Source organism: Guyparkeria hydrothermalis (assembly GCF_023555385.1).
GTDB classification, from domain to species: Bacteria; Pseudomonadota; Gammaproteobacteria; order Halothiobacillales; family Halothiobacillaceae; genus Guyparkeria; species Guyparkeria hydrothermalis_A.
In genome coordinates this window covers 1,463,784-1,484,888 of record NZ_JAJSED010000001.1, presented here as the reverse complement: position 1 = coordinate 1,484,888, position 21,105 = coordinate 1,463,784, and the positions used below count along the sequence as shown (strand labels likewise).

At 64.6% G+C, this 21,105-nt stretch carries 19 protein-coding genes and 1 tRNA gene; 12 read left to right on the top strand and 8 right to left on the bottom strand.

Annotated features, from left to right (window positions below; translation table 11 throughout):
- Window positions 1-73: 73 nt before the first annotated feature.
- From alaS to LV476_RS06825, 4 genes are all read left to right on the top strand, one after another.
- A complete protein-coding gene (gene alaS / locus LV476_RS06840) occupies window positions 74-2,689 on the top strand; it encodes an alanine--tRNA ligase (RefSeq protein WP_250074691.1) in 2,616 nt (871 codons plus the stop codon).
- Between the two features lie 146 nt (window positions 2,690-2,835).
- The gene (locus LV476_RS06835; RefSeq protein WP_250074689.1) at window positions 2,836-4,068 is read left to right on the top strand and encodes an aspartate kinase; all 1,233 of its coding nucleotides are present in this window, start codon (window positions 2,836-2,838) and stop codon (window positions 4,066-4,068) included.
- Between the two features lie 79 nt (window positions 4,069-4,147).
- Complete coding sequence (gene csrA / locus LV476_RS06830) at window positions 4,148-4,345, top strand: carbon storage regulator CsrA (RefSeq protein WP_250074687.1); 198 nt, start codon at window positions 4,148-4,150, stop codon at window positions 4,343-4,345.
- A 160-nt stretch (window positions 4,346-4,505) separates the two neighbouring features.
- Window positions 4,506-4,598 (top strand) — tRNA-Ser (locus LV476_RS06825).
- Between the two features lie 67 nt (window positions 4,599-4,665).
- Here the strand turns inward: LV476_RS06825 and LV476_RS06820 are convergent.
- The 5 genes from LV476_RS06820 to glyQ all read right to left on the bottom strand — a co-directional run bounded on the left by LV476_RS06820 (window position 4,666) and on the right by glyQ (window position 10,183).
- Window positions 4,666-5,436, bottom strand: a complete 771-nt coding sequence (locus LV476_RS06820) for an SDR family NAD(P)-dependent oxidoreductase (RefSeq protein ID WP_250074685.1) — start codon at window positions 5,434-5,436, stop codon at window positions 4,666-4,668.
- Between the two features lie 11 nt (window positions 5,437-5,447).
- A complete protein-coding gene (locus LV476_RS06815; protein ID WP_250074683.1) occupies window positions 5,448-6,374 on the bottom strand; it encodes a fructosamine kinase family protein in 927 nt (308 codons plus the stop codon).
- The gene (locus tag LV476_RS06810; RefSeq protein WP_250074681.1) at window positions 6,340-7,089 is read right to left on the bottom strand and encodes a lysophospholipid acyltransferase family protein; all 750 of its coding nucleotides are present in this window, start codon (window positions 7,087-7,089) and stop codon (window positions 6,340-6,342) included. Before LV476_RS06810 ends, LV476_RS06815 begins: the two co-directional genes overlap by 35 nt.
- Before the next feature lie 10 nt (window positions 7,090-7,099).
- The gene (gene glyS / locus LV476_RS06805; RefSeq protein ID WP_250074677.1) at window positions 7,100-9,178 is read right to left on the bottom strand and encodes a glycine--tRNA ligase subunit beta; all 2,079 of its coding nucleotides are present in this window, start codon (window positions 9,176-9,178) and stop codon (window positions 7,100-7,102) included.
- Between the two features lie 78 nt (window positions 9,179-9,256).
- Entirely contained in the window at window positions 9,257-10,183 is a 927-nt protein-coding gene (glyQ, locus tag LV476_RS06800) for a glycine--tRNA ligase subunit alpha (protein WP_250074675.1), read from the bottom strand.
- A gap of 326 nt (window positions 10,184-10,509) precedes the next feature.
- Between glyQ and LV476_RS06795 the strand changes: the two genes are divergently transcribed.
- Together LV476_RS06795 and LV476_RS06790 are read left to right on the top strand one after the other, a co-directional pair.
- The gene (locus LV476_RS06795) at window positions 10,510-10,908 is read left to right on the top strand and encodes an SHOCT domain-containing protein (protein WP_250074673.1); all 399 of its coding nucleotides are present in this window, start codon (window positions 10,510-10,512) and stop codon (window positions 10,906-10,908) included.
- Between the two features lie 1,146 nt (window positions 10,909-12,054).
- Complete coding sequence (locus LV476_RS06790; RefSeq protein WP_250074672.1) at window positions 12,055-12,726, top strand: hypothetical protein; 672 nt, start codon at window positions 12,055-12,057, stop codon at window positions 12,724-12,726.
- A gap of 519 nt (window positions 12,727-13,245) precedes the next feature.
- On the opposite strand, the gene LV476_RS06785 is transcribed toward LV476_RS06790, so the two are convergent.
- Window positions 13,246-13,575 (bottom strand): type II toxin-antitoxin system YoeB family toxin, encoded by a 330-nt coding sequence (locus LV476_RS06785; protein WP_250076285.1) that lies wholly within the window; start codon window positions 13,573-13,575, stop codon window positions 13,246-13,248.
- On the opposite strand from LV476_RS06785, the gene trpD reads away from it, so the two are divergent.
- From trpD to speD, 4 genes are all read left to right on the top strand, one after another.
- Entirely contained in the window at window positions 13,574-14,593 is a 1,020-nt protein-coding gene (gene trpD, locus LV476_RS06780; RefSeq protein WP_250074670.1) for an anthranilate phosphoribosyltransferase, read from the top strand. The two genes, LV476_RS06785 and trpD, sit on opposite strands and share 2 nt — an antisense overlap.
- A 58-nt stretch (window positions 14,594-14,651) precedes the next feature.
- Window positions 14,652-15,464, top strand: coding sequence for an indole-3-glycerol phosphate synthase TrpC (trpC, locus tag LV476_RS06775; RefSeq protein ID WP_250074668.1), 813 nt, complete (start codon window positions 14,652-14,654; stop codon window positions 15,462-15,464).
- Window positions 15,461-15,883: an OsmC family protein gene (locus tag LV476_RS06770; protein WP_250074666.1), complete on the top strand. Its 423-nt coding sequence runs from the start codon at window positions 15,461-15,463 to the stop codon at window positions 15,881-15,883. Before trpC ends, LV476_RS06770 begins: the two co-directional genes overlap by 4 nt.
- A 189-nt stretch (window positions 15,884-16,072) precedes the next feature.
- Window positions 16,073-16,909 carry an adenosylmethionine decarboxylase gene (gene speD, locus LV476_RS06765; RefSeq protein ID WP_250074664.1) on the top strand — a complete coding sequence of 279 codons (837 nt, stop codon included), beginning with the start codon at window positions 16,073-16,075 and terminating at the stop codon, window positions 16,907-16,909.
- Here the strand turns inward: speD and LV476_RS06760 are convergent.
- Entirely contained in the window at window positions 16,906-18,162 is a 1,257-nt protein-coding gene (locus tag LV476_RS06760) for a (Fe-S)-binding protein (RefSeq protein WP_250074662.1), read from the bottom strand. The genes speD and LV476_RS06760 overlap by 4 nt on opposite strands.
- A gap of 384 nt (window positions 18,163-18,546) precedes the next feature.
- Between LV476_RS06760 and rplM the strand changes: the two genes are divergently transcribed.
- Entirely contained in the window at window positions 18,547-18,975 is a 429-nt protein-coding gene (gene rplM / locus LV476_RS06755) for a 50S ribosomal protein L13 (RefSeq protein ID WP_250074661.1), read from the top strand.
- Window positions 18,976-18,987: 12 nt separating this feature from the next.
- Window positions 18,988-19,380 carry a 30S ribosomal protein S9 gene (gene rpsI / locus LV476_RS06750; RefSeq protein ID WP_250074659.1) on the top strand — a complete coding sequence of 131 codons (393 nt, stop codon included), beginning with the start codon at window positions 18,988-18,990 and terminating at the stop codon, window positions 19,378-19,380.
- Between the two features lie 208 nt (window positions 19,381-19,588).
- Here the strand turns inward: rpsI and LV476_RS06745 are convergent, their stop codons facing one another.
- Window positions 19,589-20,893: a peptidoglycan-binding protein gene (locus tag LV476_RS06745; RefSeq protein WP_250074658.1), complete on the bottom strand. Its 1,305-nt coding sequence runs from the start codon at window positions 20,891-20,893 to the stop codon at window positions 19,589-19,591.
- Between the last annotated feature and the right edge of the window lie 212 nt (window positions 20,894-21,105).

Genomic DNA, 21,105 nt, shown 5'->3' with positions numbered 1-21,105 from the left:
TGCACATCGGAAATGGCGTCGGACTGCGCTACAATCCGCGCTTTGTCCTCCCGTTTTCCGAGATGGTTCGTGCATGAAAACCAGCGCCGAGATTCGCCAAGCTTTCCTGGATTTCTTCGCCGAGCGGGGGCACGAAGTCGTGCCTTCCTCGTCGTTGATTCCGGCCAATGACCCGACGCTTCTGTTTACCAACGCCGGGATGGTGCCGTTCAAGGAGGCCTTCCTCGGTCAGGAGAAGCGCGCCAATCCGCGCGCGGTCTCGGTGCAGCGCTGCGTGCGTGCCGGCGGCAAGCACAACGATCTCGAGAACGTCGGCTACACCGCCCGGCACCACACCTTCTTCGAGATGCTGGGCAACTTCAGCTTCGGCGACTACTTCAAGGGCGAGGCGATCCGCTACGGCTGGGACTTCCTGACCGAGACCCTCGGTCTGCCCGCCGAGCGCCTGCTGGTAACCGTCTACGACTCCGACGACGAGGCCTACGCCCACTGGCGTGACGACATCGGTCTGCCGGAGGAGCGCATCCTGCGGATCGGCGACAAGCCGGGCGGCGGCTCGGACAACTTCTGGCAGATGGGCGACACCGGCCCCTGCGGCCCGTGCTCGGAGATCTTCTGGGATCACGGCCCCGAGGTTCCGGGTGGCCCGCCGGGCTCGCCGGACGAGGACGGCGACCGGTACATCGAGATCTGGAACATCGTCTTCATGCAGTACGACCGGGCGGCCGACGGCACGCTCTCGGATCTGCCCAAGCCGTCGGTGGACACCGGCATGGGCCTCGAGCGTCTCGCCGCCGTGATGCAGGGCGTGCACTCGAACTACCAGATCGACCTGTTCCAGCATCTGCTCGACGCGGCCGCCGAGGCCACCGGGGCGGCCGATCGCGCGTCGAGCTCGCTCAAGGTCATCGCCGACCACATCCGTTCCTGCGCGTTCCTGATCGTCGATGGTGTGCGCCCCGGCAACGAGGGGCGCGACTACGTGCTGCGCCGGATCATCCGCCGCGCGGCCCGTCACGGCCACAAGCTCGGTCAGGACGCGCCGTTCTTCCACAAGCTGGTCGGCCCGTTGGTCAAGGAAATGGGCGCTGCCTATCCGGAGCTGGCCGACGCCGCCGACGAGGTGGCACGCGTGCTCCTGGCCGAGGAAGAGCGCTTCCTGCAGACACTGGCTTCCGGCATGCAGGTGCTCGAGCAGGCAGTCGCCAAGCTGCCCGAGGGCGGCACCATCAGTGGCGACACCGCTTTCAAGCTCTACGACACGCACGGCTTCCCGCTGGACCTGACCGCGGACATCGCGCGTGAGCGCGGCCTGTCGGTCGACGAGGCCGGTTTCGAGCGGGAGATGGCCGAGCGTCGCGCCCAGTCGCGCGCAGCCAGCCACTTCACCGCCGAGACCATCAAGATCGGTACCGACGAGCCGACCGCCTTCGAGGGCTACGAGCACGAGTCGCTCGAGGCCCAGGTGGTCGCCGTGGCGCGTGAGGGCAGCCAGGCCGAGGTGCTCGAGGGCGGGCAGGATGGCGTGATCGCGCTCGATCGCACGCCGTTCTATGCCGAGTCCGGCGGTCAGGTAGGCGACACCGGCGTGATCGAGTCCGCCAATGGCCGCTTCGTCGTGCACGACACCCAGAAGCAGGGTGGCGTGTTCTTGCATCACGGCACGCTCACCGACGGGTGCATGGCCCCGGGTGATGCGATCACCGCTCGGATCGATGCCGACCGGCGTGCGGCGATTCGCCTCAACCATTCCGCCACGCACCTGCTGCATGCCGCGTTGCGCGAGGTGCTGGGCGATCACGTCCAGCAGAAGGGCTCGCGCGTCGCGCCCGAGGCGCTGCGCTTCGACTTCTCGCACGACCAGCCGGTCACCCGCGAGCAAATCTCCGAGGTCGAGCGACTGGTCAACGCACAGATCCGGGAGAACCACGCCGTCGAGACCCGGGAAATGGCGATCGACGATGCCCGTGAGGCCGGCGCGATGGCGCTGTTCGGCGAGAAGTACGGCGACACGGTGCGCGTGGTCACCATGGGGCCGTTCTCCATGGAGCTCTGTGGCGGCACTCATGCCCGCCGCGGGGGCGATATCGGCCTGTTCAAGGTCCTCGGCGAGTCCGGCGTGGCCTCCGGTGTACGCCGTATCGAGGCGGCCACCGGCGCCACGGCGCTGGCAGAGGCCGAGCGTGCCGACCAGACCATCGGCGAGATCGCCGAGTTGTTGCGTGGACCGAAAACCGAGGCGGCCGAGCGGGTCGCTCAGATGCTGGAGCGTTCGCGCCAGCTGGAGCGCGAACTGGCCCGGATCAAGGCTGAGCTGGCCTCCGCCAGTGGCGATGAGCTGGCCGACAGTGCCGAGACCATCGGCTCGGCCAAGGTGCTGGTCGCCGCGCTGCCGGGCGCGGATGCCGGCACGCTGCGCGAGAGCATGGACAAGTTGCGCGACAAGCTTGGCACCGCCGCGATCCTGCTCGGCACCGTCGACGAGGGCAAGGTGCGCCTGGTGGCCGGTCTGTCCAAGGACCTGACCAAGACCTTCAAGGCCGGCGACTGGGTCAACGTCGCCGCCGCCGAGGTCGGTGGCAAGGGCGGTGGACGGCCGGACATGGCCCAGGCCGGTGGCAGCCAGCCCGAGCGGTTGGACGAGGCCCTGTCGGCGGCCCGTCAGTGGGTTGCCGAGCAGCTGGGGTGAACCCGGCGGCCGCCCGCGTGTCAAGGGATAGGGCCGGTTGACGGGTGAAAAAGTTTTTCCGGCCGTTTATACTGCCCGGCTGCTTTGACTTTAATCACGTCAGCGACAAGGAGCTGGCACCGGCATTCGGGTGCTAAGGAAACCATATGGCGTTAATCGTTCAGAAATACGGCGGTACCTCGGTCGGTAGCGTCGAACGTATCCAGGCGGTTGCCGAGCGAGTGCAGCGGGCCGCCGAAAAAGGCGACTCGGTCGTCGTGGTGGTCTCGGCGATGAGCGGCGAGACCAACCGTCTGATCGGCATGGCCAACGAGATCCAGGCCGATCCGACCCCGCGCGAGCTGGACACGCTGGTCGCGACCGGCGAGCAAGTGACGATCGCGCTGCTGTCCATGGCCCTGCAGGCGCGCGGTCAGGATGCCCGGTCATACACCGGCGCGCAGGTGCGGATCCTCACCGACAGCACGCACACCAAGGCGCGTATCCAGTCGATCGACACCGACACCATTCGTGGCGATCTCGATGCTGGTCGCGTCGTGGTGGTCGCCGGCTTCCAGGGCGTGGACGAGCACGGCCAGATCACCACCCTCGGTCGGGGTGGTTCCGACACCTCCGCGGTGGCCCTGGCTGCGGCGCTCAAGGCCGACGAGTGCCAGATCTACACCGACGTCGACGGCGTCTACACTACCGACCCGCGGGTCGTGCCCAAGGCGCGCCGTCTCGACCGGATCACTTTCGAGGAAATGCTGGAAATGGCCAGCCTGGGCTCGAAGGTCCTGCAGATCCGCTCGGTGGAGTTCGCCGGCAAGTACAACGTGCCTATGCGGGTGCTGTCCTCGTTCCAGGATGGCCCCGGCACCCTGATTACCCTGGAGGAAGACGGCGTGGAAGAACCAGTAATTTCCGGGATCGCGTTCCACAAGGACGAGGCCCAGCTCACTATCAAGGGCGTGCCGGACAGCCCGGGGATCGCCTACAAGATCCTCGGCCCGATCGGTGACGCCAACATCGAAGTCGACATGATCCTGCAGAACATCGGTGCCGACGAGACCACCGATTTCACCTTCACGGTTCATCGCAACGACTTCGACAAGGCCCTCGAACTGATGCGTGCCACCGCCGACGAGCTTGGCGCGCGCGAGGTTTCCGGCAACCACAACATCGTCAAGATCTCGCTGGTGGGCGTGGGCATGCGCTCGCACGCCGGCATTGCGTCGAAGATGTTCCGGGTGCTGGCCGAGGAGAAGATCAATATCCGCATGATCGCCACCTCCGAGATCAAAATCTCCGTGGTGATCGACGACAAGTACCTGGAACTCGCGGTGCGTGCCCTGCACGATGCCTTCGAGCTGGACACCCCCGAGGTGTCTCTGAGCTGATTGCCAGCTCACAGGCTAATATCCGGCAAGGCCCCCAACGGAAACATGCGGGGGCGTAAAACACAGAGGCTGACCAGATATGTTGATTTTGACCCGCCGAATTGGTGAGGTGCTGCGCATCGGTGACGACGTCGCCATCACGGTGCTCGGCATTAAGGGAAACCAGGTCCGAATCGGTATTGATGCGCCCAAGGATGTCGCCGTGCATCGCGAGGAGATCTATCAGCGCATCAAGAGCGAGACCGATGAAGGCGACGAGGGTAGCGCCTCGAGCTGATCGGTTCGGAGCCGTGTCGGTTTTGACCGCCCCCCCCCCCCCCTCCCGGGGATAACGGTTGAATCCTGCTCTTCCCCGCCCGCCGCAAAGGCGGGTGGTCAGGTCCTGTCGGGCCGTTGATTCTTGCTGTCAAAGCCGCTACCATGCGGCGCTCTTGAAAGGAGAGGTGGCCGAGTGGCTGAAGGCGCTCCCCTGCTAAGGGAGTAAGGGGTTTATAGCCCCTTCGAGGGTTCGAATCCCTCTCTCTCCGCCATAAACGAGAAAGCCCCGTCGGCATTACCGGCGGGGCTTTTTGCTGTCTGTTCGATTGGGCGGGCGGGTCAGCGGCCCGGCCGATTGCGGGCGGCCATCAGTTCCTCGTATTCCTCGGGAGCAAGGATCTGGCGGACGTCGACGAAGCTGCCGCTCTCGAAATCCTTCAGGGCCGGCAGTGCCTCGAGAAGGCGTTCGGCGGCGGCTGCCGGCGACAGCAAGGCTTCGGTACCGCGCGCGGCGTGGATGCGCGCCAGCGCCGGGAAGCGCTCGGTGTCCTTCAGGTCGCACAGGGTGTCGATGATGCGGGTGTCAATCAGCCCCGGAGCGATCGCGGCCACATGGGTGTCCGGGAACTCATGGGCGTACAGCCGGCAGAGCATGTTCAGGGTCGCCTTGGAGAGCGCGTAGCCGCCCCAGCCACGGTTGCCCAGCACCGCCGCCCCCGAGGAAATGGCCACGATCTGGTCGATGGCGATGCCGGAGTCGAGCAGCCAGTCGAGGATCACCTTGTTCGACCAGACGTTGATGTCCATGATCTCGGCCAGTCGCGCGACCGACATCCGGCTCATGTCCTCGATCTCGCCCAGGATGCCGGCGTTCAGTGCCACCAGATCGAGCCGCTCGACCCCGGCCAGCAGCTGGTCCAGTGCTGGGCCGATGGTGTCGAAGTCGGACAGGTCACAGTGGACGTCCACGACCCGGTCGGCCAGCGCGGCACAGCCTCGGCGGCTGCAGCCGTGGACCTGATAGCCGCGGTCGAGCAGGGCGTGGCTCAGGCCCAGCCCGAGGCCACTGCTGTTGCCGGTGATCAGCGCACGGGGTGACTCGTTGCTCATGGAATCCTCCTTCAGCGAATCTCGGCGAGTAGCTGGCGGATCATGCCGTCGGCGCGGCTGCCGTAACCGCCGCCGAACAGGTTGAAGTGGTTGAGGACGTGATAGAGGTTGTAGAGCGTCTTGCGCACCCGGTAGCCGGCGTCCAGCGGCAGGTGCGCCTCGTAGGCGCGGTAGAATCTTGGCGCAAAGCCGCCGAACAGTTCGGTCATGGCGATCTCGGCCTCGCGGTCGGCCCGGTAGGTGGCCGGATCAAACAGTACCGGGGTGCCGTCGGTGAGCGCGCCGTGATTCGCCCCCCACATGTCACCGTGGATCAGCGCCGGGTACGGCTGGTAGTCGCTGAAGAAGGCGGGCAGGGCGTCGACCAGCTTGTGACCGGCATCGATGGTGTTGCCCGACAGACCGCGCTCGGTTGCCCAGTCGAGTTGGGGCGCGAGGCGTCGCTGGCCGTAGAAGCGGGCCCAGTCGTCGTCCTCGCCACCCAGCTGCGGCATCGCGCCGATGAAGTTGTCCTCGTGCCAGCCGAAAGCCGTCTGAGGCTCGGCATGCAGCTCGGCCATTGCCTCGCCCAGCGCCGCGCCGTCCACCGAACCGAGATCGAGCCATTCCAGCAGCAGGTAGGCGGTGCCGTCGATGCTCCCCGCGGCGACTACCTGCGGGGTGCGGATGCGCGTGCCCAATGCCTCGAGTCCACGCCCTTCGGCGGGGAACATGCCGTCGTTGCGGTCGGGGTGGGTCTTGAGGAATAGCGGCCCGGCGGAGGTTTCCAATCGGGTGGCATCGGCAATGCAGCCGCCACCGATGCCGCGCTGGTCGGTCAGCCCGAGTGACGTCGTATTGGCCAGACGCGCGGTGAGATCGTTTTCGGGGGTTTCGCCGCGATGGATGCGGGCGAGGGCGTCGTCAAGCAGAGTCTGATATGTGGTTGGGGCAGCCATGGCGGGTATAAAGAGCCTCCTGTGTTGCCTCGATCCACTCCTGGGTGGCGCGGTTGATCTCTCCGGCCGTCCGGCCCTCCGTCTCGATCGGCGGGCCGAAGACCACGTGAATGGTACCGGCGCGCATGCGAAAGCCCGTCTTGGGCCACAGGCAACCCGAGTCGATCGCGACCGGTACGACTCGGGCGTTGCTGCGCTCGGCCAGCATGGCGCCGCCGATGCGGTAGTGGGGCGCCGCCCCCGGCAGTCGGCGGGTGCCTTCCGGGAAGACCACCACATCGCGGCGGTCGGCCAGCGCGGCCTTGCCCTGGGTCAGTATCTGCGCCAGTGCTTTGCGTCCGGCAGAGCGGTCGATCGCGACCGGGCCGACGGCCTTGAGTCCCTGGCCGAACACCGGGATGCGCAGCAATTCGCGCTTGAGGACGAAGGCGGGCAGTCGCAGCACGCTGGGCAGGAACATGGTCTCCCAGGTGGACTGGTGCTTGGCCAGGACCAGGTTGCCACCAGCCGGGTCGAGATGCTCGAGCCCCTCGACCTCGTAGCGGATGCCGGTGATCACCCGCGCCAGCCACACCAGCGAGCGGCCGAACGAGTACAGCAGGTGATAGCGCCGCTCGAACGGCAGGAAGCGCCCGGTGAGCAGGATCGGCGTGTGCAGCACCAGCGAGCACGTGGCCAGCAGGGCGAACAGGGCCGTCCGTAGCCAGGTGAGCATCGCGTCGGCCTCAGGCCTGCAGCTGGGAGACGTCGGCGATGGCGAGGAACAGCGCATTGATCCGCGCCAGCAGCGCGAGGCGGTTATCGCGCAGGGCCGTGTCGTCGGCCATCACCATCACCGAGTCGAAGAACGCGTCGACCGGCTCGCGCAGGGCGGCCAGCGTGGTAAGCGCGGCGGTGTAGTCGCCCTCGGCCAGAAAGCCCTCCAGGCGCGGGCCGATCGCGTCGACCGCCTCCGACAGGCGCTGCTCGGCCGGCTCGACCAGACGTGTCTCGTCGACGTTCTCCGGCGCCGGGCCGTCGTGCTTCTTGAGGATGTTGCCGATGCGCTTGTTGGCCGCGGCCAGTGCCTCGGCCTCGGGCAGCTCGATGAAGGCATTGACCGCCCGCATGCGCTGCTCGAAGTCCAGCGGCCGGCGGGTGCCGGTCATGGAGACGGCCTGGAAGACGTCGCTGCGGATGCCGCGGTCGAGGCTGTAGCGGTGCTGGCGCTCGGTGACGAACTCGAACACGCCCATGACGTGGTCCTCGGCCTCCGGCACCTTGTCCTTGAGGCCTTCGGCGGCATCGAGCAGCAGGTTGACCAGGTCGAGGTCCAGTTCCTGCTCGACCAGGATGCGCAGCACGCCCAGCGCAGCACGGCGCAGGGCGAACGGGTCCTTGGCGCCGGTGGGTGCCTGGCCGATGGCGAAGATGCCCATCAGCGTGTCGAGCCGGTCGGCCAGCGCCACGGTCTGGGCGACCTTGTTGCGCGGCAGGTCGTCGCCGGCGCGGCGTGGGCGGTAGTGGTCGTCCAGCGCGATCGCGACGTCCTTCTCGATGCCCTCGTGGCGGGCGAGGTGGTAGCCGATGGTGCCCTGCAGGCCGGCGAACTCGCCTACCATCTGGGTCTGCAGGTCGCACTTCGACAGGCGTGCGGCGCGGCGGGCGGCCTGCGGCTCGGCGTCGATCTCCTCGGCGATCTTCTCAGCGAGGCGCTCGATGCGGACCACCTTGTCGAACACGCTGCCCAGGCGCTTCTGGAACACCAGGTGCTTGAGCGATTCGAGGTGTGATTCCAGCGGGGTCTTGAGGTCGCCCTCCCAGAAGAACATCGCATCGGCGAAGCGCGGACGGATGACCCGCTCGTTGCCGTGGCGCACCGCCTCCATGTCGCGGCTCTCGATGTTCGCGACGGTGATGAACCAGGGCATCAGGTCGCCCTCGCCATTCAGGACCGGGAAGTACTTCTGGTCGTCCTGCATGGTGTACATCAGCGCCTCGTGCGGCACCTCGAGGAAGCGGGCCTCGAACTCGCCGGCGACGGCCACCGGCCACTCGACCAGCGCGGTGACTTCGTCGAGGAGATCCGTATCGATGTGCGCCCGGCCGCCGATCTCGTCGGCCTTCGCCTTGACCTGCGCCTCGATGTGGGCGCGGCGCTTGGCGAAGTCGGCCAGCACATGGCCCTGTTTCTGCAGGGTGGCGGCGTAGTCGGCCGGGGCGCTGACGGTCAGCGCCTCCGGGTGGTGGAAGCGGTGACCAAAGGTTTGGTTGCTGGCGGCGTGGTCGAACAGGGTCATGTCGACGACGTCGCTGCCGTGCAGGGCGAGTGCCCAGTGCACCGGGCGGATGAATTCGGCCTTCGAGCTGCCCCAGCGCATGCGCTTCGGCGCCGGCAGCTTGTCCAGCGCGCGCTCGACGATGCCGGGCAGCAGGTCGGCGGCGGACTGGCCCGGCTCGGTGTAGCGGTGGACCAGCCATTCGCCCTTGTCGGTCTTCATGGTCTCGAGCTGGTCGGGTTCGACACCGCAGCCGCTGGCAAAGCCGGTCAGCGCCTTGGTGGGGTTGCCGTCGGCGTCAAAGGCGGCCTTGACCGCCGGGCCGCGACGCTCGACCGGCTTGGGTTCGGTGGCACGGGCGAGGTCGTCGACCAGCACGGCAAGCCGGCGCGGGGCGGCGTAGGCCGTGAGCTTGCCGTGCGCCAGGCCGGCCTCGTCCAGTCCCTCGCGGATGCCGTCTTCAAGGGCGTCGCGCAGGGTGGTCAGTGCCTTGGGCGGGAGTTCCTCGGTGCCCAGTTCGAAAAGAAAGTCCGCCGTGTCAGTCATGAAAGTCCGTACCTGTTATGCGTAGTCTTCGTGGCCCGTCCGGCCCCGTAGCTGTCTCGTGGCCCTAGTAGGTGAGGCTTAGTCGGTCTTGCCGGCCGCCATCGGGAAGCCCAGCGCCTCGCGGGCGGCGTAGTAGCGCTCGGCCACGGCGCGGGCCATGCCGCGCACCCGCAGGATGAAGCGCTGGCGCTCGGTCACCGAGATCGCGCGGCGGGCGTCGAGCAGGTTGAAGGCGTGCGAGGCCTTGAGCACCTGCTCGTAGGCCGGCAGCGGCAGGTCGGCCTCCACCAGGCGCTGGCACTCGCCCTCGGCGTGGTCGAAGTGCTGGAACAGGAACGCGGTGTCCGCCTGCTCGAAGTTGTAGGCCGACTGCTCGACCTCGTTCTGGTGGTAGACGTCGCCGTAGGTGATGACGCCGGCATCCGAGCGCGACCAGACCAGGTCGTAGACGTTCTCCACCCCTTGCAGGTACATCGCCAGGCGTTCGAGACCGTAGGTGATCTCGCCGGAGACCGGATGGCAGTTGAGCCCGCCGACCTGCTGGAAGTAGGTGAACTGGGTCACCTCCATGCCGTTGAGCCATACCTCCCAGCCCAGGCCCCAGGCGCCCAGCGTCGGCGATTCCCAGTTGTCCTCGACGAAGCGGATGTCATGGGTCAGCGGGTCGAAGCCCAGCCGGGTCAGGGACTCGAGGTAGAGCTCCTGGATGTTGTCCGGCGAGGGCTTCAACAGCACCTGGAACTGGTAGTAGTGCTGCAGTCGGTTGGGGTTGTCGCCGTAGCGACCGTCGGTCGGCCGGCGCGAGGGCTGCACGTAGGCGGCACGCCACGGCTCCGGGCCGATCGAGCGCAGGAAGGTGGCCGGGTGGAACGTGCCGGCGCCGACCTCGATGTCCAGCGGCTGGAGGACCGCGCAGCCCTGCTCGGCCCAGAAGCTCTGCAAGGCGAGGATCAGGCCCTGGAAGGTCGACAGGTCGAAGCGCGTTTCGATGGAAGGCTGACTCATGGGAATTCTTGTGTAGATCGTGTCTGGACGCGGCTCGGCACCGAGCCGAACGCAAAGCGGCCATAGTATACCGATGGGCGGTTGCTCTGCACGGGTGAAGCCTATGTCGGTGCGATTCGCCTCCCTTCTATAAGGTGTCGATCCCTCTGCAAGGTAATGCCCGCTCCACGATGCTCGATCCTGTGTGCAACGCCTCGACTCCCGGTGCGCTTCCTGATGGCACGACTCCGACGTCGGGATGCCAAGCGTCGTTCGGACCACCCGTCTATATTCGGTTGCGAATACGGTCGTGTGTTTAAGCACAACTCGTGCTTAAGGAGGGGGCGATGTACATGACGATGCGCACGTTGATTTTTCTTCCTTTCACCTTGCTGGCGATGGTCTGCTCGTCAGTCTTGTGGGCTGCTGAACAAGTGCCGGCACCGGCGCCAGCCTACCCATGGCCATGGTGGCATTCGCATGGGCACGGCTTCTGGTGGATCTTCCCGCTCATCTTTCTGATCTTCATGGTGGTCATGATGATTTTCATGATGAGAAGAGGGGGGCGGGGTTGTATGTGGTGCAACCGCTGGATGGACGGGCCGGATCGTCGTGACGTTACGACACGGTCGGCAGGCGAGCGATCTGAGTCCGCCCTGGACATACTCGATAAGCGCTACGCCAAGGGGGAGATCGATAAGGAAGAATACGAGGAAAAGAAAGCGGCGATTACACGCTTGGAGTAATTCTCCCGCTAGGCAGAAAAATCTGGCCGGTGCTTTGGGTTCTCCAAGGCGCCGGCATTTTCTTTTCGTAGATTTCCCGCCAATGTTCTTTGCTAGCCGGTGGATCGCGCCGGTGCCAACTTCAGATATCCCGCGCTAGAGGACCGCACAGGTCTGCTCAGATCAGAATCTCTGCAAGGCGAGGGTCAGGCCCTGGAAGGTCTGTAGGTCTATGCATGTTTCGAGGAAAGGCTGACCCATGGGAATCCTTGTAGGGGGCGTGCCTGGACTCGCCCCCGAGTAGGGCCGAACGCAAGGCGGCCTGTGTATACCGATGGGCGGTAGGTCTGCACGGGGCAGTGCCCGTCGAAGGGATGGGCGTTCTGGCGCTTGGTGGCCACGAGTACGTAGGTGGAGGACTGCGAAACTGACGCGGCTACCCCAAGCATCGATTATCGCTCGGGTCGACTGCGCTTCGACGTCTACCTGCGGTGAGGTAAGACCCTCCCGCCGGTTTCCCTGTTGGCGGCCGGGTCGCTAGCACATCTCAATGTCGCCTTGTTCTGCTCCGGGGAGCTACTTTTTTCCCACGGACACTCGTCGTAACCCATCCGATTGGCTTCGCTGGTAATGCGTATGTGCATTAAGGCATAAGTCCGTCTGCCGCGGCTGGTTAAGGCTCTAGTTCGAAGTGGCTGAAAAACCTCATGAATTTAGTAGGAAATTACGATCGGTTTTGGTCCCCCAGAGCGGTGAACTAATTCCTGTTGGTCGCTGTCTACTACTGCGCTTGCCCGATCGTCGCGTATTGCTCATGGCGTAATGGTGTGGCCGGCCGCCGATTGCGACGACGTGCAATGTATTGTTGCAAATGAATATATCCCCCTGGTTCAGGGGCGTGGCCGGTGACGCCCTGTGAAAACATGACTATCTAACACCGGAGTATGGCGGCTTTATACAAAAACGGTAGGAATGCTCTCTTTTTGGCCTTTTTCTTAAGGGGCTTGTGTGATGTCAACAACAGATCGTGATTGATATTGAACTTTGTTCTGCCTGGAACGCCGAAAGAGGCCGGGTGTTAAGCCGCGGTTGGGATATCCGTATATAGTTATGCATCTAATGAAGTCGTCGCCGCGGGGCTTTTTTGTAGTAAGGAGGAAATAGTTAATGTCCCAGGAAGTGCATCCGTTGACCGCTTATTTGCGTGCAAACTTCGTTCAGAAGAAACTCAAGGATATTACCGGCGGTCGCTATGCCGATTTCACGGACGCTCAGTTGGCGAATATCGTTAGTCAGCTTCACAAGTTGGCTGAAGTGCTTCCTGAGGAGAAACTCACAGATTTTCTCAGTTCGAGAATGGGTTTATCCAAATCACTCAAGAAGTTGCCACGGGATCAAATTTCTTGGTGGACTGTTGACATGTCGTCAATAGTCACGGTGCTCTGGGTCGGCGACCTCCCGCATGAGATTACGCACGGTACTCTGGCAGATATTGTTTCTCTCGTCCGAAACCCTGACAATCGAAGCGTCGCGCCTTATTTCTATGACAAAGTGCATCGATTAAGTAAACTCCCATTCATTCTCGAGCTTCCTTCGTTGGTGGTTGCCCCGTCCTCCGGCCAGAGGTCAGCTCGAAAGAATCATTGTTCTGGTCCCGGAAATACTGGAGCAGAATGTACCGTAGAACGACTCGAAGAGGGCGAAGCGTATATCGAAGACGGGAATCACAGGGCCGTCGCGCAACTCCTTGCGGGGCAGACCGATTCGATAACCGTGATTAGGTATGACAAGGCGGCCAAGAAAACAAAGTCGGCCGACGCAAAAACTCGCGTGGCATAACATGATGGCCAGCCAAAAAAATTCAGCCGACGCAAAAAACCGCACGGCTGATTTGTGGTGTTAGACGCAAGTAAATTCGCAGGGATGCTGATAGATTTATTCAGGTGCTTGTGCGTATGGAGCGATAAAACAATGTCAGGCGGCAATAGAGTGTTCTGGCGGAGTAAATGAAAAACGGGTAACAAATAAACTTGATTATCTAGTGCCGGGTGCTTATGCCAGCCGACGGCTGGACGCATGCAAAATATGGAAGAAAAATGGAAAAGCGATGCAATGTCGCGAATAAGGTGTGCCCCTTATAATCATCACTGAAGAGCATTGGGCGAATGAAGGTGCTCCTTCATAAAAAGCACCTAACCAGGCGCTCCATCCGACCAAAGAACCGCGATGCGGTTTTCTTCGGCTGAGGCTTGGGCGTGCGGTGAAGGGCCTGGCAGATCGAACGGGTTTTTTGCGAAACAAATCTGACGGTCACGTGGGCTTTACTTCGTTGCGCCATCAGCAGTTGGGACGGGCGAATCAGGCCCCATCGTAGTTCCCGCCGAGGGCAAAGGTGTGGATGGATTTGTCGTCGAACGTATAGATGATCCGGACCCGTCGGGACAGGCGTCTGGACCAGAGACCGGAGAGGTCGTCTCGGTGGTGTTCCGGTTTGTCCGTGCCCACCGCTGCTCCTTTCAATGACCCTGTGGTTGGAGTTGCTGGACGACCGTGGCGTGGTTGTCTCGACGAGCGCACAGAGTAAAACGGCAGCGGACTGGGTTTTCGGTTAATACCCCTAGCTGCGCACCATCCCCCACCCGTGCTACCGTTTCCCGCCTGACCCACGCCGGAACCCCAACACGCCATGGACATTCGCGAAGCCATTGCCCGCACCATCGACCGCCATGACCTGAGCCGCGAACAGATGTACGCGGTCATGCACCAGATCATGGCCGGCGAGGCCACGCCGGTACAGGTCGCCGGCCTGATGGTCGCGCTGCGCATGAAGGGCGAGACCATCGACGAGATCACGGCGGCCGCCGAGGTGATGCGCGAGCTGGCGGTGGGCGTGCAGGTGGATGTGCCGCACCTGGTCGATATCGTCGGCACCGGCGGTGACGGCTCGGCGCTGTTCAATGTCTCGACCGCCTCGAGCTTCGTGGTCGCCGCGGCCGGTGGTCACGTCGCCAAGCACGGCAACCGCTCGGTCACCAGCCGTTCGGGCAGCGCCGACATGCTAGAGACCGCCGGCGTGAACCTCGAGGTCGACACCGATTGCGTCGCGCGCTGCGTGCGCGAGCTGGGCATCGGCTTCATGTTCGCCCCGCGCCATCACGGCTCGATGCGCCATGCCGCCGTGCCGCGCAAGGAGCTGGGGGTGCGCACCCTGTTCAATGTCCTCGGCCCGTTGACCAACCCGGCCGGCGCGCCGGCGATGTTGCTGGGCGTCTACAGCTCAGACTGGCTTGAGCCGCTGGCCGAGGTGATGCAGCGCCTCGGCGCGCGCCATGTGCTGGTGGTGCACAGCCACGACGGACTCGACGAGATCTCGCTGGCCGAGGCGACCGAGGTGGCCGAGCTGAAAGACGACACGATTCGCCGCTACCGCATCGAGCCCGAGGATTTCGGCATGACGCGCCAGCCGCTCGATCGCCTGATCGTCGACGGTCCCGAGCAGAGCGTGGCCTGCGTGCGGGCCGCCCTTGGTGGCGAGCGCGGCCCGGTGGCCGACATGATCGCGCTGAATGCCGGCGCGGCGATCTACGCCGCGGATCTCGCCGAGGACCTGGTCGCCGGCGTTGCCACGGCCCAGCGCCTGCTGGCCGAGGGGCGGGCACTCGACAAGCTCGAGCAGCTGGTTGCCAAGACCCGCGCCTGCGACTGATTCCGACCGCTTTCCCGAAACGAGACCCGGCCGGGTCTCCCGCAAGCTGCACAAGTCTATGAGCGACACTCCCGATATCCTCAAGAAGATCATCGCCCGCAAGCGCCTCGAGGTGGCCGCGGCCCGGCAGGTGATTCCGGCGAGCGTGATGGAAGACCACGCCCGCTCCGCGGAGACGCCGCGGGGCTTCGAGCGGGCAATCGTCTCGCGCGTCGAAGACAAGCGTCCGGCGGTGATCGCCGAGATCAAGAAGGCCTCGCCGAGTCGTGGTGTGCTGCGCGACCCGTTCGACCCGGTGGCCATCGCCAAGAGCTATCAGAAGGGCGGGGCGGCGTGCCTGTCGGTGCTCACCGACCGCGACTTCTTCCAGGGCGATGCCGAGTACCTCAAGGCCGCCCGGGCCGCCTGCCGTCTGCCGGTGCTGCGCAAGGACTTCATGATCGACCTCTACCAGGTCGACGAGGCGCGGGCGATGGGTGCCGACTGCATCCTGCTGATCGCCGCCGCGCTCGACGACGAGAAGATGCGAGCCCTGCACGACCGCGCCCGCAACTGGGGCATGGACGTGCTGGTCGAGGTGCACGACCACGACGAGTTGCTGCGTGCCCTGCAGCTGGATACCCGCCTGATCGGCATCAACAACCGCGACCTGCGCAGCTTCGACGTCAGTCTCGATGTCACCCTCGAGTTGCTGCACGACATTCCGGATGACCGGATCGTGGTCACCGAGAGCGGCATTCTCGGTGTCGAGGACGTGCGTCGCATGCGCGAGCACGATGTGCATGCGTTCCTGGTGGGCGAGGTGTTCATGCGGGCCGAGGACCCGGGCGAGGCACTGGCGGAACTGTTCGAACTGGGAGAAAAGGCATGAAAGCACGAGTGAAATGGGTCGACGGCATGGCCTTCATGGCCGAGGCCGACAGTGGTCACGGCATCGTGATGGACGGCGCGCCCGAGATCGGCGGCCGCAATGCCGGCGCGCGACCGATGGAAATGGTGCTGATGGGCCTGGGTGGCTGCACGGCCATCGACGTGATGATGATCCTCGGCAAGCAGCGCCAGCCGGTCCAGGACTGCTGGATCGAGCTGTCGGCGGACCGCGCCGAGGTCAAGGCGCCGAAGGTGTTCACCCGCATCCACACCCGCTACGTGGTGGTCGGTGAGGGGCTGGATCCGAAGAAGGTCGAGCGTGCGGTGAACCTGTCGGCCGAGAAGTACTGCTCGGTCTCGGCGATGCTGCGCGACTCGGTGGAACTGACCCACGATTTCGAGGTCCGTTCTCCGGAGTGACGCGGCCGTGGTCATGGCGCCACAGTCGCCGCCGGTGCGCTCTTCGAGCGTCGAGCGAGGCGTGGTAAATGCGCGGATGGCGGTTTACACTTCGCCGCAATCAACAAGCGTCGGCCGCCAGGCGGTCGACCACCTTCCCACGCCCGGCCCGCTGAGGTCGGGCGCTTTGGTTTCTGTCAGGGGGTAGTCATGGGTGAGCCGTCGGTCACCTTGCACGGGTTCAACAACCTCAGCAAGACGCTGAGCATGTCGATCTTCGACATCTGTTATGCCAAGACCCGGGCGCAGGTCAACGAGTACATCGCGTACATCGATGAGGTCTACGATGCCGACCGGCTGACCCAGATCCTGACCGACGTGACCGAGATGATCGGGGCGAACATCCTTAATGTCGCCCGGCAGGACTACGAGCCGCAGGGCGCGTCGGTCACCATCCTGATCTCCGAGGAGCCGGTGATCGCCGAGGGGATCGACTACCACGAGGAGCCGGGGCCACTGCCGGGCGACGGCGAGCCGGCGCGCGACTCGGTAGTGGCGCACCTCGACAAGAGCCACATCACGGTGCACACCTACCCGGAGAGCCACCCGGAGAACGGCATCTCGACGTTCCGTGTCGATATCGACGTGTCGACCTGCGGGCGGATCTCGCCGCTACGCGCCCTGAACTACCTGATCCACAGCTTCGATTCGGACATTGTCACGCTCGACTACCGGGTGCGCGGCTTCACCCGCGACGTGCACGGCAAGAAGCACTTCATCGATCACGAGATCAACTCGATCCAGAACTACCTCGCCGAGGACACCCGCGAGCGCTACCAGATGATCGACGTGAACGTCTATCAGGAGAACATCTTCCACACCAAGATGCTCCTGAAGGACTTCGATCTGGACAACTACCTGTTCGGCCACGGCGTTGACGAGTACGGACCCGAGACTTGCACCCGGATCGAGAAGGCGCTCAAGAAGGAGATGTACGAGATCTTCTACGGGCGGAATCTCGCCGACGCCGACGTCCCGAGCAGCTAGGGCTTCGTTGCGGCGAGCGCCTTGGCGATCAGTTCCACCGGTTGCCTGACCTCGAGATCGGCGCCGGCGGCAAGGTGGGTGGCACAGCCGACATTGGCGCTGACCACGACATCCGGTTGGATACGGTCGATCGATTCGAGCTTCGGTTCGCGCAGGCGCTCGGCCTCGTCAGGGTAGAGCAGGGCCTGCAGGCCGGCGGCCCCGCAGCAGCGTTCGTTGCCGTCGAGTTCAACCAGTTCGAGGCCGGGGATACGGCTGAGCAGTTCTCGCGTTGCGCCGGGTGCCCGCAGATGGTTGCGCTGGCTGCAGGGCGTGTGGACGGCGACCTGTTGATCGAGCGTCCCGAGCGCGGGCCACTCCTCACTGGCGCGTTCGAGCAACCACTCGGTGATTTCCCGTACCGCGATCCCGTGTTCCGTCTCCAGTGCCCCGAGTTCGGCGCGGCAGGCGGTACCGACCACCACGATCGTTTCAACCTCGGCACCTGAAAACACGCGCGCGTTGCGCGCGCGAAGCTCGCGGGCGGCTGCTGGCTCGCCGCCGTGGGCATGCATGGCACCGCAGCAGGCCTGTGCCGCGGGGGTGACCACGCGGTAGCCCATCGCGCGCATGACCTGTCTTGCTGCCGCCCCCGCCGGGGCGTTCATGGCGCTTCCCGTGCAGCCGACGAACAGCCCCACGGTGCCGCGGGTCGGTGTGTCGGTGCTGCCCGGTTGTGACGACGGGGTCGCGGGATGGCGGGGGAGTGCGCGGCCAAGCGGCCCGGTCAGTCGCCGGACCAATCCGCCTAGCCCGAGGCGCGTGGCTGCGCGGTACAGACCGGAGGCGGCGCCCATGCGCCGTCGGCGCGTGAGCAGCTGGTCGCGCAGCAGGCGCCAGTGTCGTGCCAGGGCTCGCGGTTGCGCGGCGCTTGTCTGCGCCTGCGCCAGGCGGGCGCGGCCATTGTCGATCAGCCGTCCGTACTGGACCCCGGACGGGCAGACCGTCTCGCAGGCGCGGCAGGTCAGGCAGGTGTCCAGATGGCGACGCACGTCGGCATCCGGAAGGAGATCGCCCTGGCTGATGCCCAGCATCAGGCTGATCCGGCCGCGCGGGCCGTCGGCCTCGTTGCCGGAGAGGGAGAAGGTGGGGCAGTGCGGTACGCAGATGCCGCACATCACGCAGTCGAGGGCATCGCGCTGAATCGCCTCGTCGAGCGAGAGAGGCGCGGGCGACTCGTTGACGGCTGGCGTGGTCGGGGGTTGCGGGGTCATGTCGAGCAGATTGCAGCGGCCTAACGGGGTGGTCAAGCCCGGGAGGCAGGCGTGTGGGCCCGCAAATAACCCAGTGCATTACTGGGGTTGCACACCTGGCGGAATTAGAATATACTGATCTTGTGAATTGCTTATCCTCCTTTGGTGGTTCTTGTTGTTGCCGGCGTCTGCCGGCATTTTTTTTGTCCGCCTGAAGGTGTCGGGCCGGTTTCCCGCTACTGGCCCAGAAAGGGCTTCGCATTTGGCGTCGACCCGTTTTATACTCCGCGGTTCTCCACGTTCAGGCCGGTTGCGAAATCGGTCTTGCGGGGCGCGTTGCCTTCGGGTAGACTTCGCGCCCTCTTGAAATCAATGTATCGCTTCTGGTTTGGGAGCTGTCGATCCATGAAAACCTATTCCGCCAAGCCGGCCGAGGTCAAACGCGACTGGTACGTCATCGATGCATCCGGCAAGACGCTGGGTCGCCTGGCTACCGAGGTCGCCCGTCGCCTGCGTGGCAAGCACAAGGCCGAGTACACCCCGCACGTCGATACCGGTGACTACATCGTTGTCGTCAACGCGAAGGACATCAAGGTCACCGGCAAGAAGGCCGGCAACAAGATGTACCACTTCCACACCGGGTTCATCGGCAACATGAAGCACTTCACCTTCGAGAAGCTGATGGAGCGTTCCCCGGAGCGCGTCATCGAGCTGGCCGTGAAGGGCATGCTGCCGAAGAACGCACTCGGCCGTCAGATGTACACCAAGCTCAAGGTCTACGCGGACGCCGAGCACAAACATCAGGCGCAACAGCCCCAGCCGCTCGAGATCTAAGAGAGACTACCCATGGCAATGACTCAGAATTACGGAACCGGTCGTCGTAAGACATCCTCCGCACGGGTATTCCTGCGTCCGGGCACCGGCAACATCACCGTCAACGGCAAGAGCCTCGAAGACTTCTTCGGTCGCGAGACTGCCCAGATGGTCGTTCGCCAGCCGCTCGAACTGCTCGAGCTGACGGACAAGTTCGACGTAGTGGCCACTGTCGCTGGCGGTGGTCCGTCCGGCCAGGCTGGTGCCGTTCGTCACGGCCTGACCCGCGCGCTGATGGACTACGACGAGGCGCATCGTCCGAAGCTGCGCGAAGCCGGCTTCGTCACGCGTGACGCTCGTCAGGTCGAGCGTAAGAAGGTCGGCCTGCGCAAGGCCCGTCGTTCGGTCCAGTTCTCCAAGCGCTGATCCGAACGCCGTCACCGGCTTCGGCCGGTTATCCCCAAAAGCCCCGCCTTTGTGCGGGGCTTTTGTTTTGTCTGCCACTTTATCTTTCCGACGCTTTCGTCGGGGTGCGCGCTTGGGTCGTCGCGGCCGGCCAGGCCCGCCTCTCGTTGCCCGGCAATGCTCCGATACGTTGTCGGGCGTGGCGTCGCGATGATGCGCGTCGAGGCGCCTAGTCCTCGATCCGGATCCGGCCCAGGCTGTAGTCGCCCCCCTGGTTTTCCAGGACGAAGCCCTGGAATGGATCGCGCAGGCCGTTGTCCTTCACGCGCAGCAGGCGGCGGTCGTCCACGCGAACCTGCATCTGTCCGCTTTCGTCGCGGGTCCAGACGATGCGGTGGAACCGGCCGTCTTCGAGGTCGAGTCTCCCGTCGTGGTGAGCGATGGTCTCGGTGTTTCCGAAAATCAGCCGGATCAGGCGAAGGGTTGGTTCCGTGCCGGGGGAGTAAACCAGACGGTAGCCGGTTCCAGCGGGGTGGGAGCCCTGGAAAAGCCCCAATTCAACGTGGCCGGCCGGCTCGTGGGAGCCGAGGTCCAGTTCCATTCTGAACGCGTTGTCGGTGGGCGCATCGACGAAGATTTTGGCTGGCTGTGCAGGGGCTGCCTCCTCACGCTGCGGCGTTCCCGTCCTCTGTTGGAGGATCATGCCCAGCACCGCCAGACCGATCTCCTCCGGTCGGTCGGAGTTGAGGCCGCGCGCTGTGCGATCGGTTGCCCGTTCTGTCTCGACGGTGCTGCGCAACCCGTTCCGGTCGACCTCGAAGTCGCCGCTGATCACCGTCCAGGTCGGATTGCGACGGTAATCGCCGTCGCTGAAGTCTTCCTGGAGGACGACTTGTGGCGAGTCGTCTGGGTGCGATCCCGAGCCAGCGGCCACTTCGTCCGTCCCGGTCCGGCGCAAGTGCCTCAGCAGTTCGGCGGAGGCCTGGCCATCCCGGGCAACGCCCATGTCGGCCTGGTACTCGTAGATGGCGCTGCGGGTTCGATCGCCCATCAGGCCGTCGGTTGGGCCGGCGTCGTAGCCGAGTCGATTGAGTTCCAGCTGAATCTCGGCCACGCGTTCCCGGTAGGTCAGGGTCTCGACGTCCGGTTGCGCTTGCGATGTGTCTCGAGAAGAAGACGTTTCTTGCGGCTGCCAGTCGCGAGCTGCCTGTTGCGCCGCGGCCACCTGTCGATCGGTCATGCGCTCGGCCAGCGCATCCCGTGCGTCGGCCGCGTGCCGGTGACCGCGCGCGGCGGCCAGGTTGTACCACTTGTGGGCCTCAACGAAGTCCTGGGTGGTGCCGTTGCCGGCCTCACTCAGGCGGCCCAGCATGTACTGGGCGTCGGCATCGCCTCTGGCGGCGGCCTCGCGGAATTCCTGCAGTGCTTGATGGTATTCCTGCTGCTCGTAGTAGTTCATGCCCTCGGCATAATTGGCGCTGGCTGGTCCGACGGCGCCGAAGAGCAGGACAAGGCTGAGTGCGAGCTTCTTCATGATCACGGTTATCCCTCCAGTGGACAGGTGTCGTTCGCAACATCCGGGTGCCGGCTGGGAAGGCGGGTGTGCGGGGGTTCTGCTGCAGGAAAGCCATTGGCATGTTGCTACCCGAGCCTAGCAGCAGGGGCGGTTGGATGCGTGGTCCAGTGGGGGTGGTGTCGGCTTCGCATGGGTGCGGGGCGTGATGTCGCCGCGCTTCGGGGTCTGGG

Bases quoted from the DNA above. Each gene is read 5' to 3' on its own strand.
- trpC (WP_250074668.1), top strand. From the start codon at position 14,652: ATGAGCGACACTCCCGATATCCTCAAGAAGATCATCGCCCGCAAGCGC.
- rpsI (WP_250074659.1), top strand. From the start codon at position 18,988: ATGGCAATGACTCAGAATTACGGAACCGGTCGTCGTAAGACATCCTCC.
- glyS (WP_250074677.1), bottom strand. From the start codon at position 9,178: ATGACTGACACGGCGGACTTTCTTTTCGAACTGGGCACCGAGGAACTC.
- trpD (WP_250074670.1), top strand. From the start codon at position 13,574: ATGGACATTCGCGAAGCCATTGCCCGCACCATCGACCGCCATGACCTG.
- LV476_RS06790 (WP_250074672.1), top strand. From the start codon at position 12,055: ATGTCCCAGGAAGTGCATCCGTTGACCGCTTATTTGCGTGCAAACTTC.
- LV476_RS06795 (WP_250074673.1), top strand. From the start codon at position 10,510: ATGTACATGACGATGCGCACGTTGATTTTTCTTCCTTTCACCTTGCTG.
- alaS (WP_250074691.1), top strand. From the start codon at position 74: ATGAAAACCAGCGCCGAGATTCGCCAAGCTTTCCTGGATTTCTTCGCC.
- LV476_RS06810 (WP_250074681.1), bottom strand. From the start codon at position 7,089: ATGCTCACCTGGCTACGGACGGCCCTGTTCGCCCTGCTGGCCACGTGC.
- LV476_RS06835 (WP_250074689.1), top strand. From the start codon at position 2,836: ATGGCGTTAATCGTTCAGAAATACGGCGGTACCTCGGTCGGTAGCGTC.
- glyQ (WP_250074675.1), bottom strand. From the start codon at position 10,183: ATGAGTCAGCCTTCCATCGAAACGCGCTTCGACCTGTCGACCTTCCAG.
- csrA (WP_250074687.1), top strand. From the start codon at position 4,148: ATGTTGATTTTGACCCGCCGAATTGGTGAGGTGCTGCGCATCGGTGAC.
- rplM (WP_250074661.1), top strand. From the start codon at position 18,547: ATGAAAACCTATTCCGCCAAGCCGGCCGAGGTCAAACGCGACTGGTAC.
- LV476_RS06770 (WP_250074666.1), top strand. From the start codon at position 15,461: ATGAAAGCACGAGTGAAATGGGTCGACGGCATGGCCTTCATGGCCGAG.
- LV476_RS06820 (WP_250074685.1), bottom strand. From the start codon at position 5,436: ATGAGCAACGAGTCACCCCGTGCGCTGATCACCGGCAACAGCAGTGGC.
- LV476_RS06815 (WP_250074683.1), bottom strand. From the start codon at position 6,374: ATGGCTGCCCCAACCACATATCAGACTCTGCTTGACGACGCCCTCGCC.
- LV476_RS06760 (WP_250074662.1), bottom strand. From the start codon at position 18,162: ATGACCCCGCAACCCCCGACCACGCCAGCCGTCAACGAGTCGCCCGCG.
- LV476_RS06785 (WP_250076285.1), bottom strand. From the start codon at position 13,575: ATGGCGTGTTGGGGTTCCGGCGTGGGTCAGGCGGGAAACGGTAGCACG.
- speD (WP_250074664.1), top strand. From the start codon at position 16,073: ATGGGTGAGCCGTCGGTCACCTTGCACGGGTTCAACAACCTCAGCAAG.
- LV476_RS06745 (WP_250074658.1), bottom strand. From the start codon at position 20,893: ATGAAGAAGCTCGCACTCAGCCTTGTCCTGCTCTTCGGCGCCGTCGGA.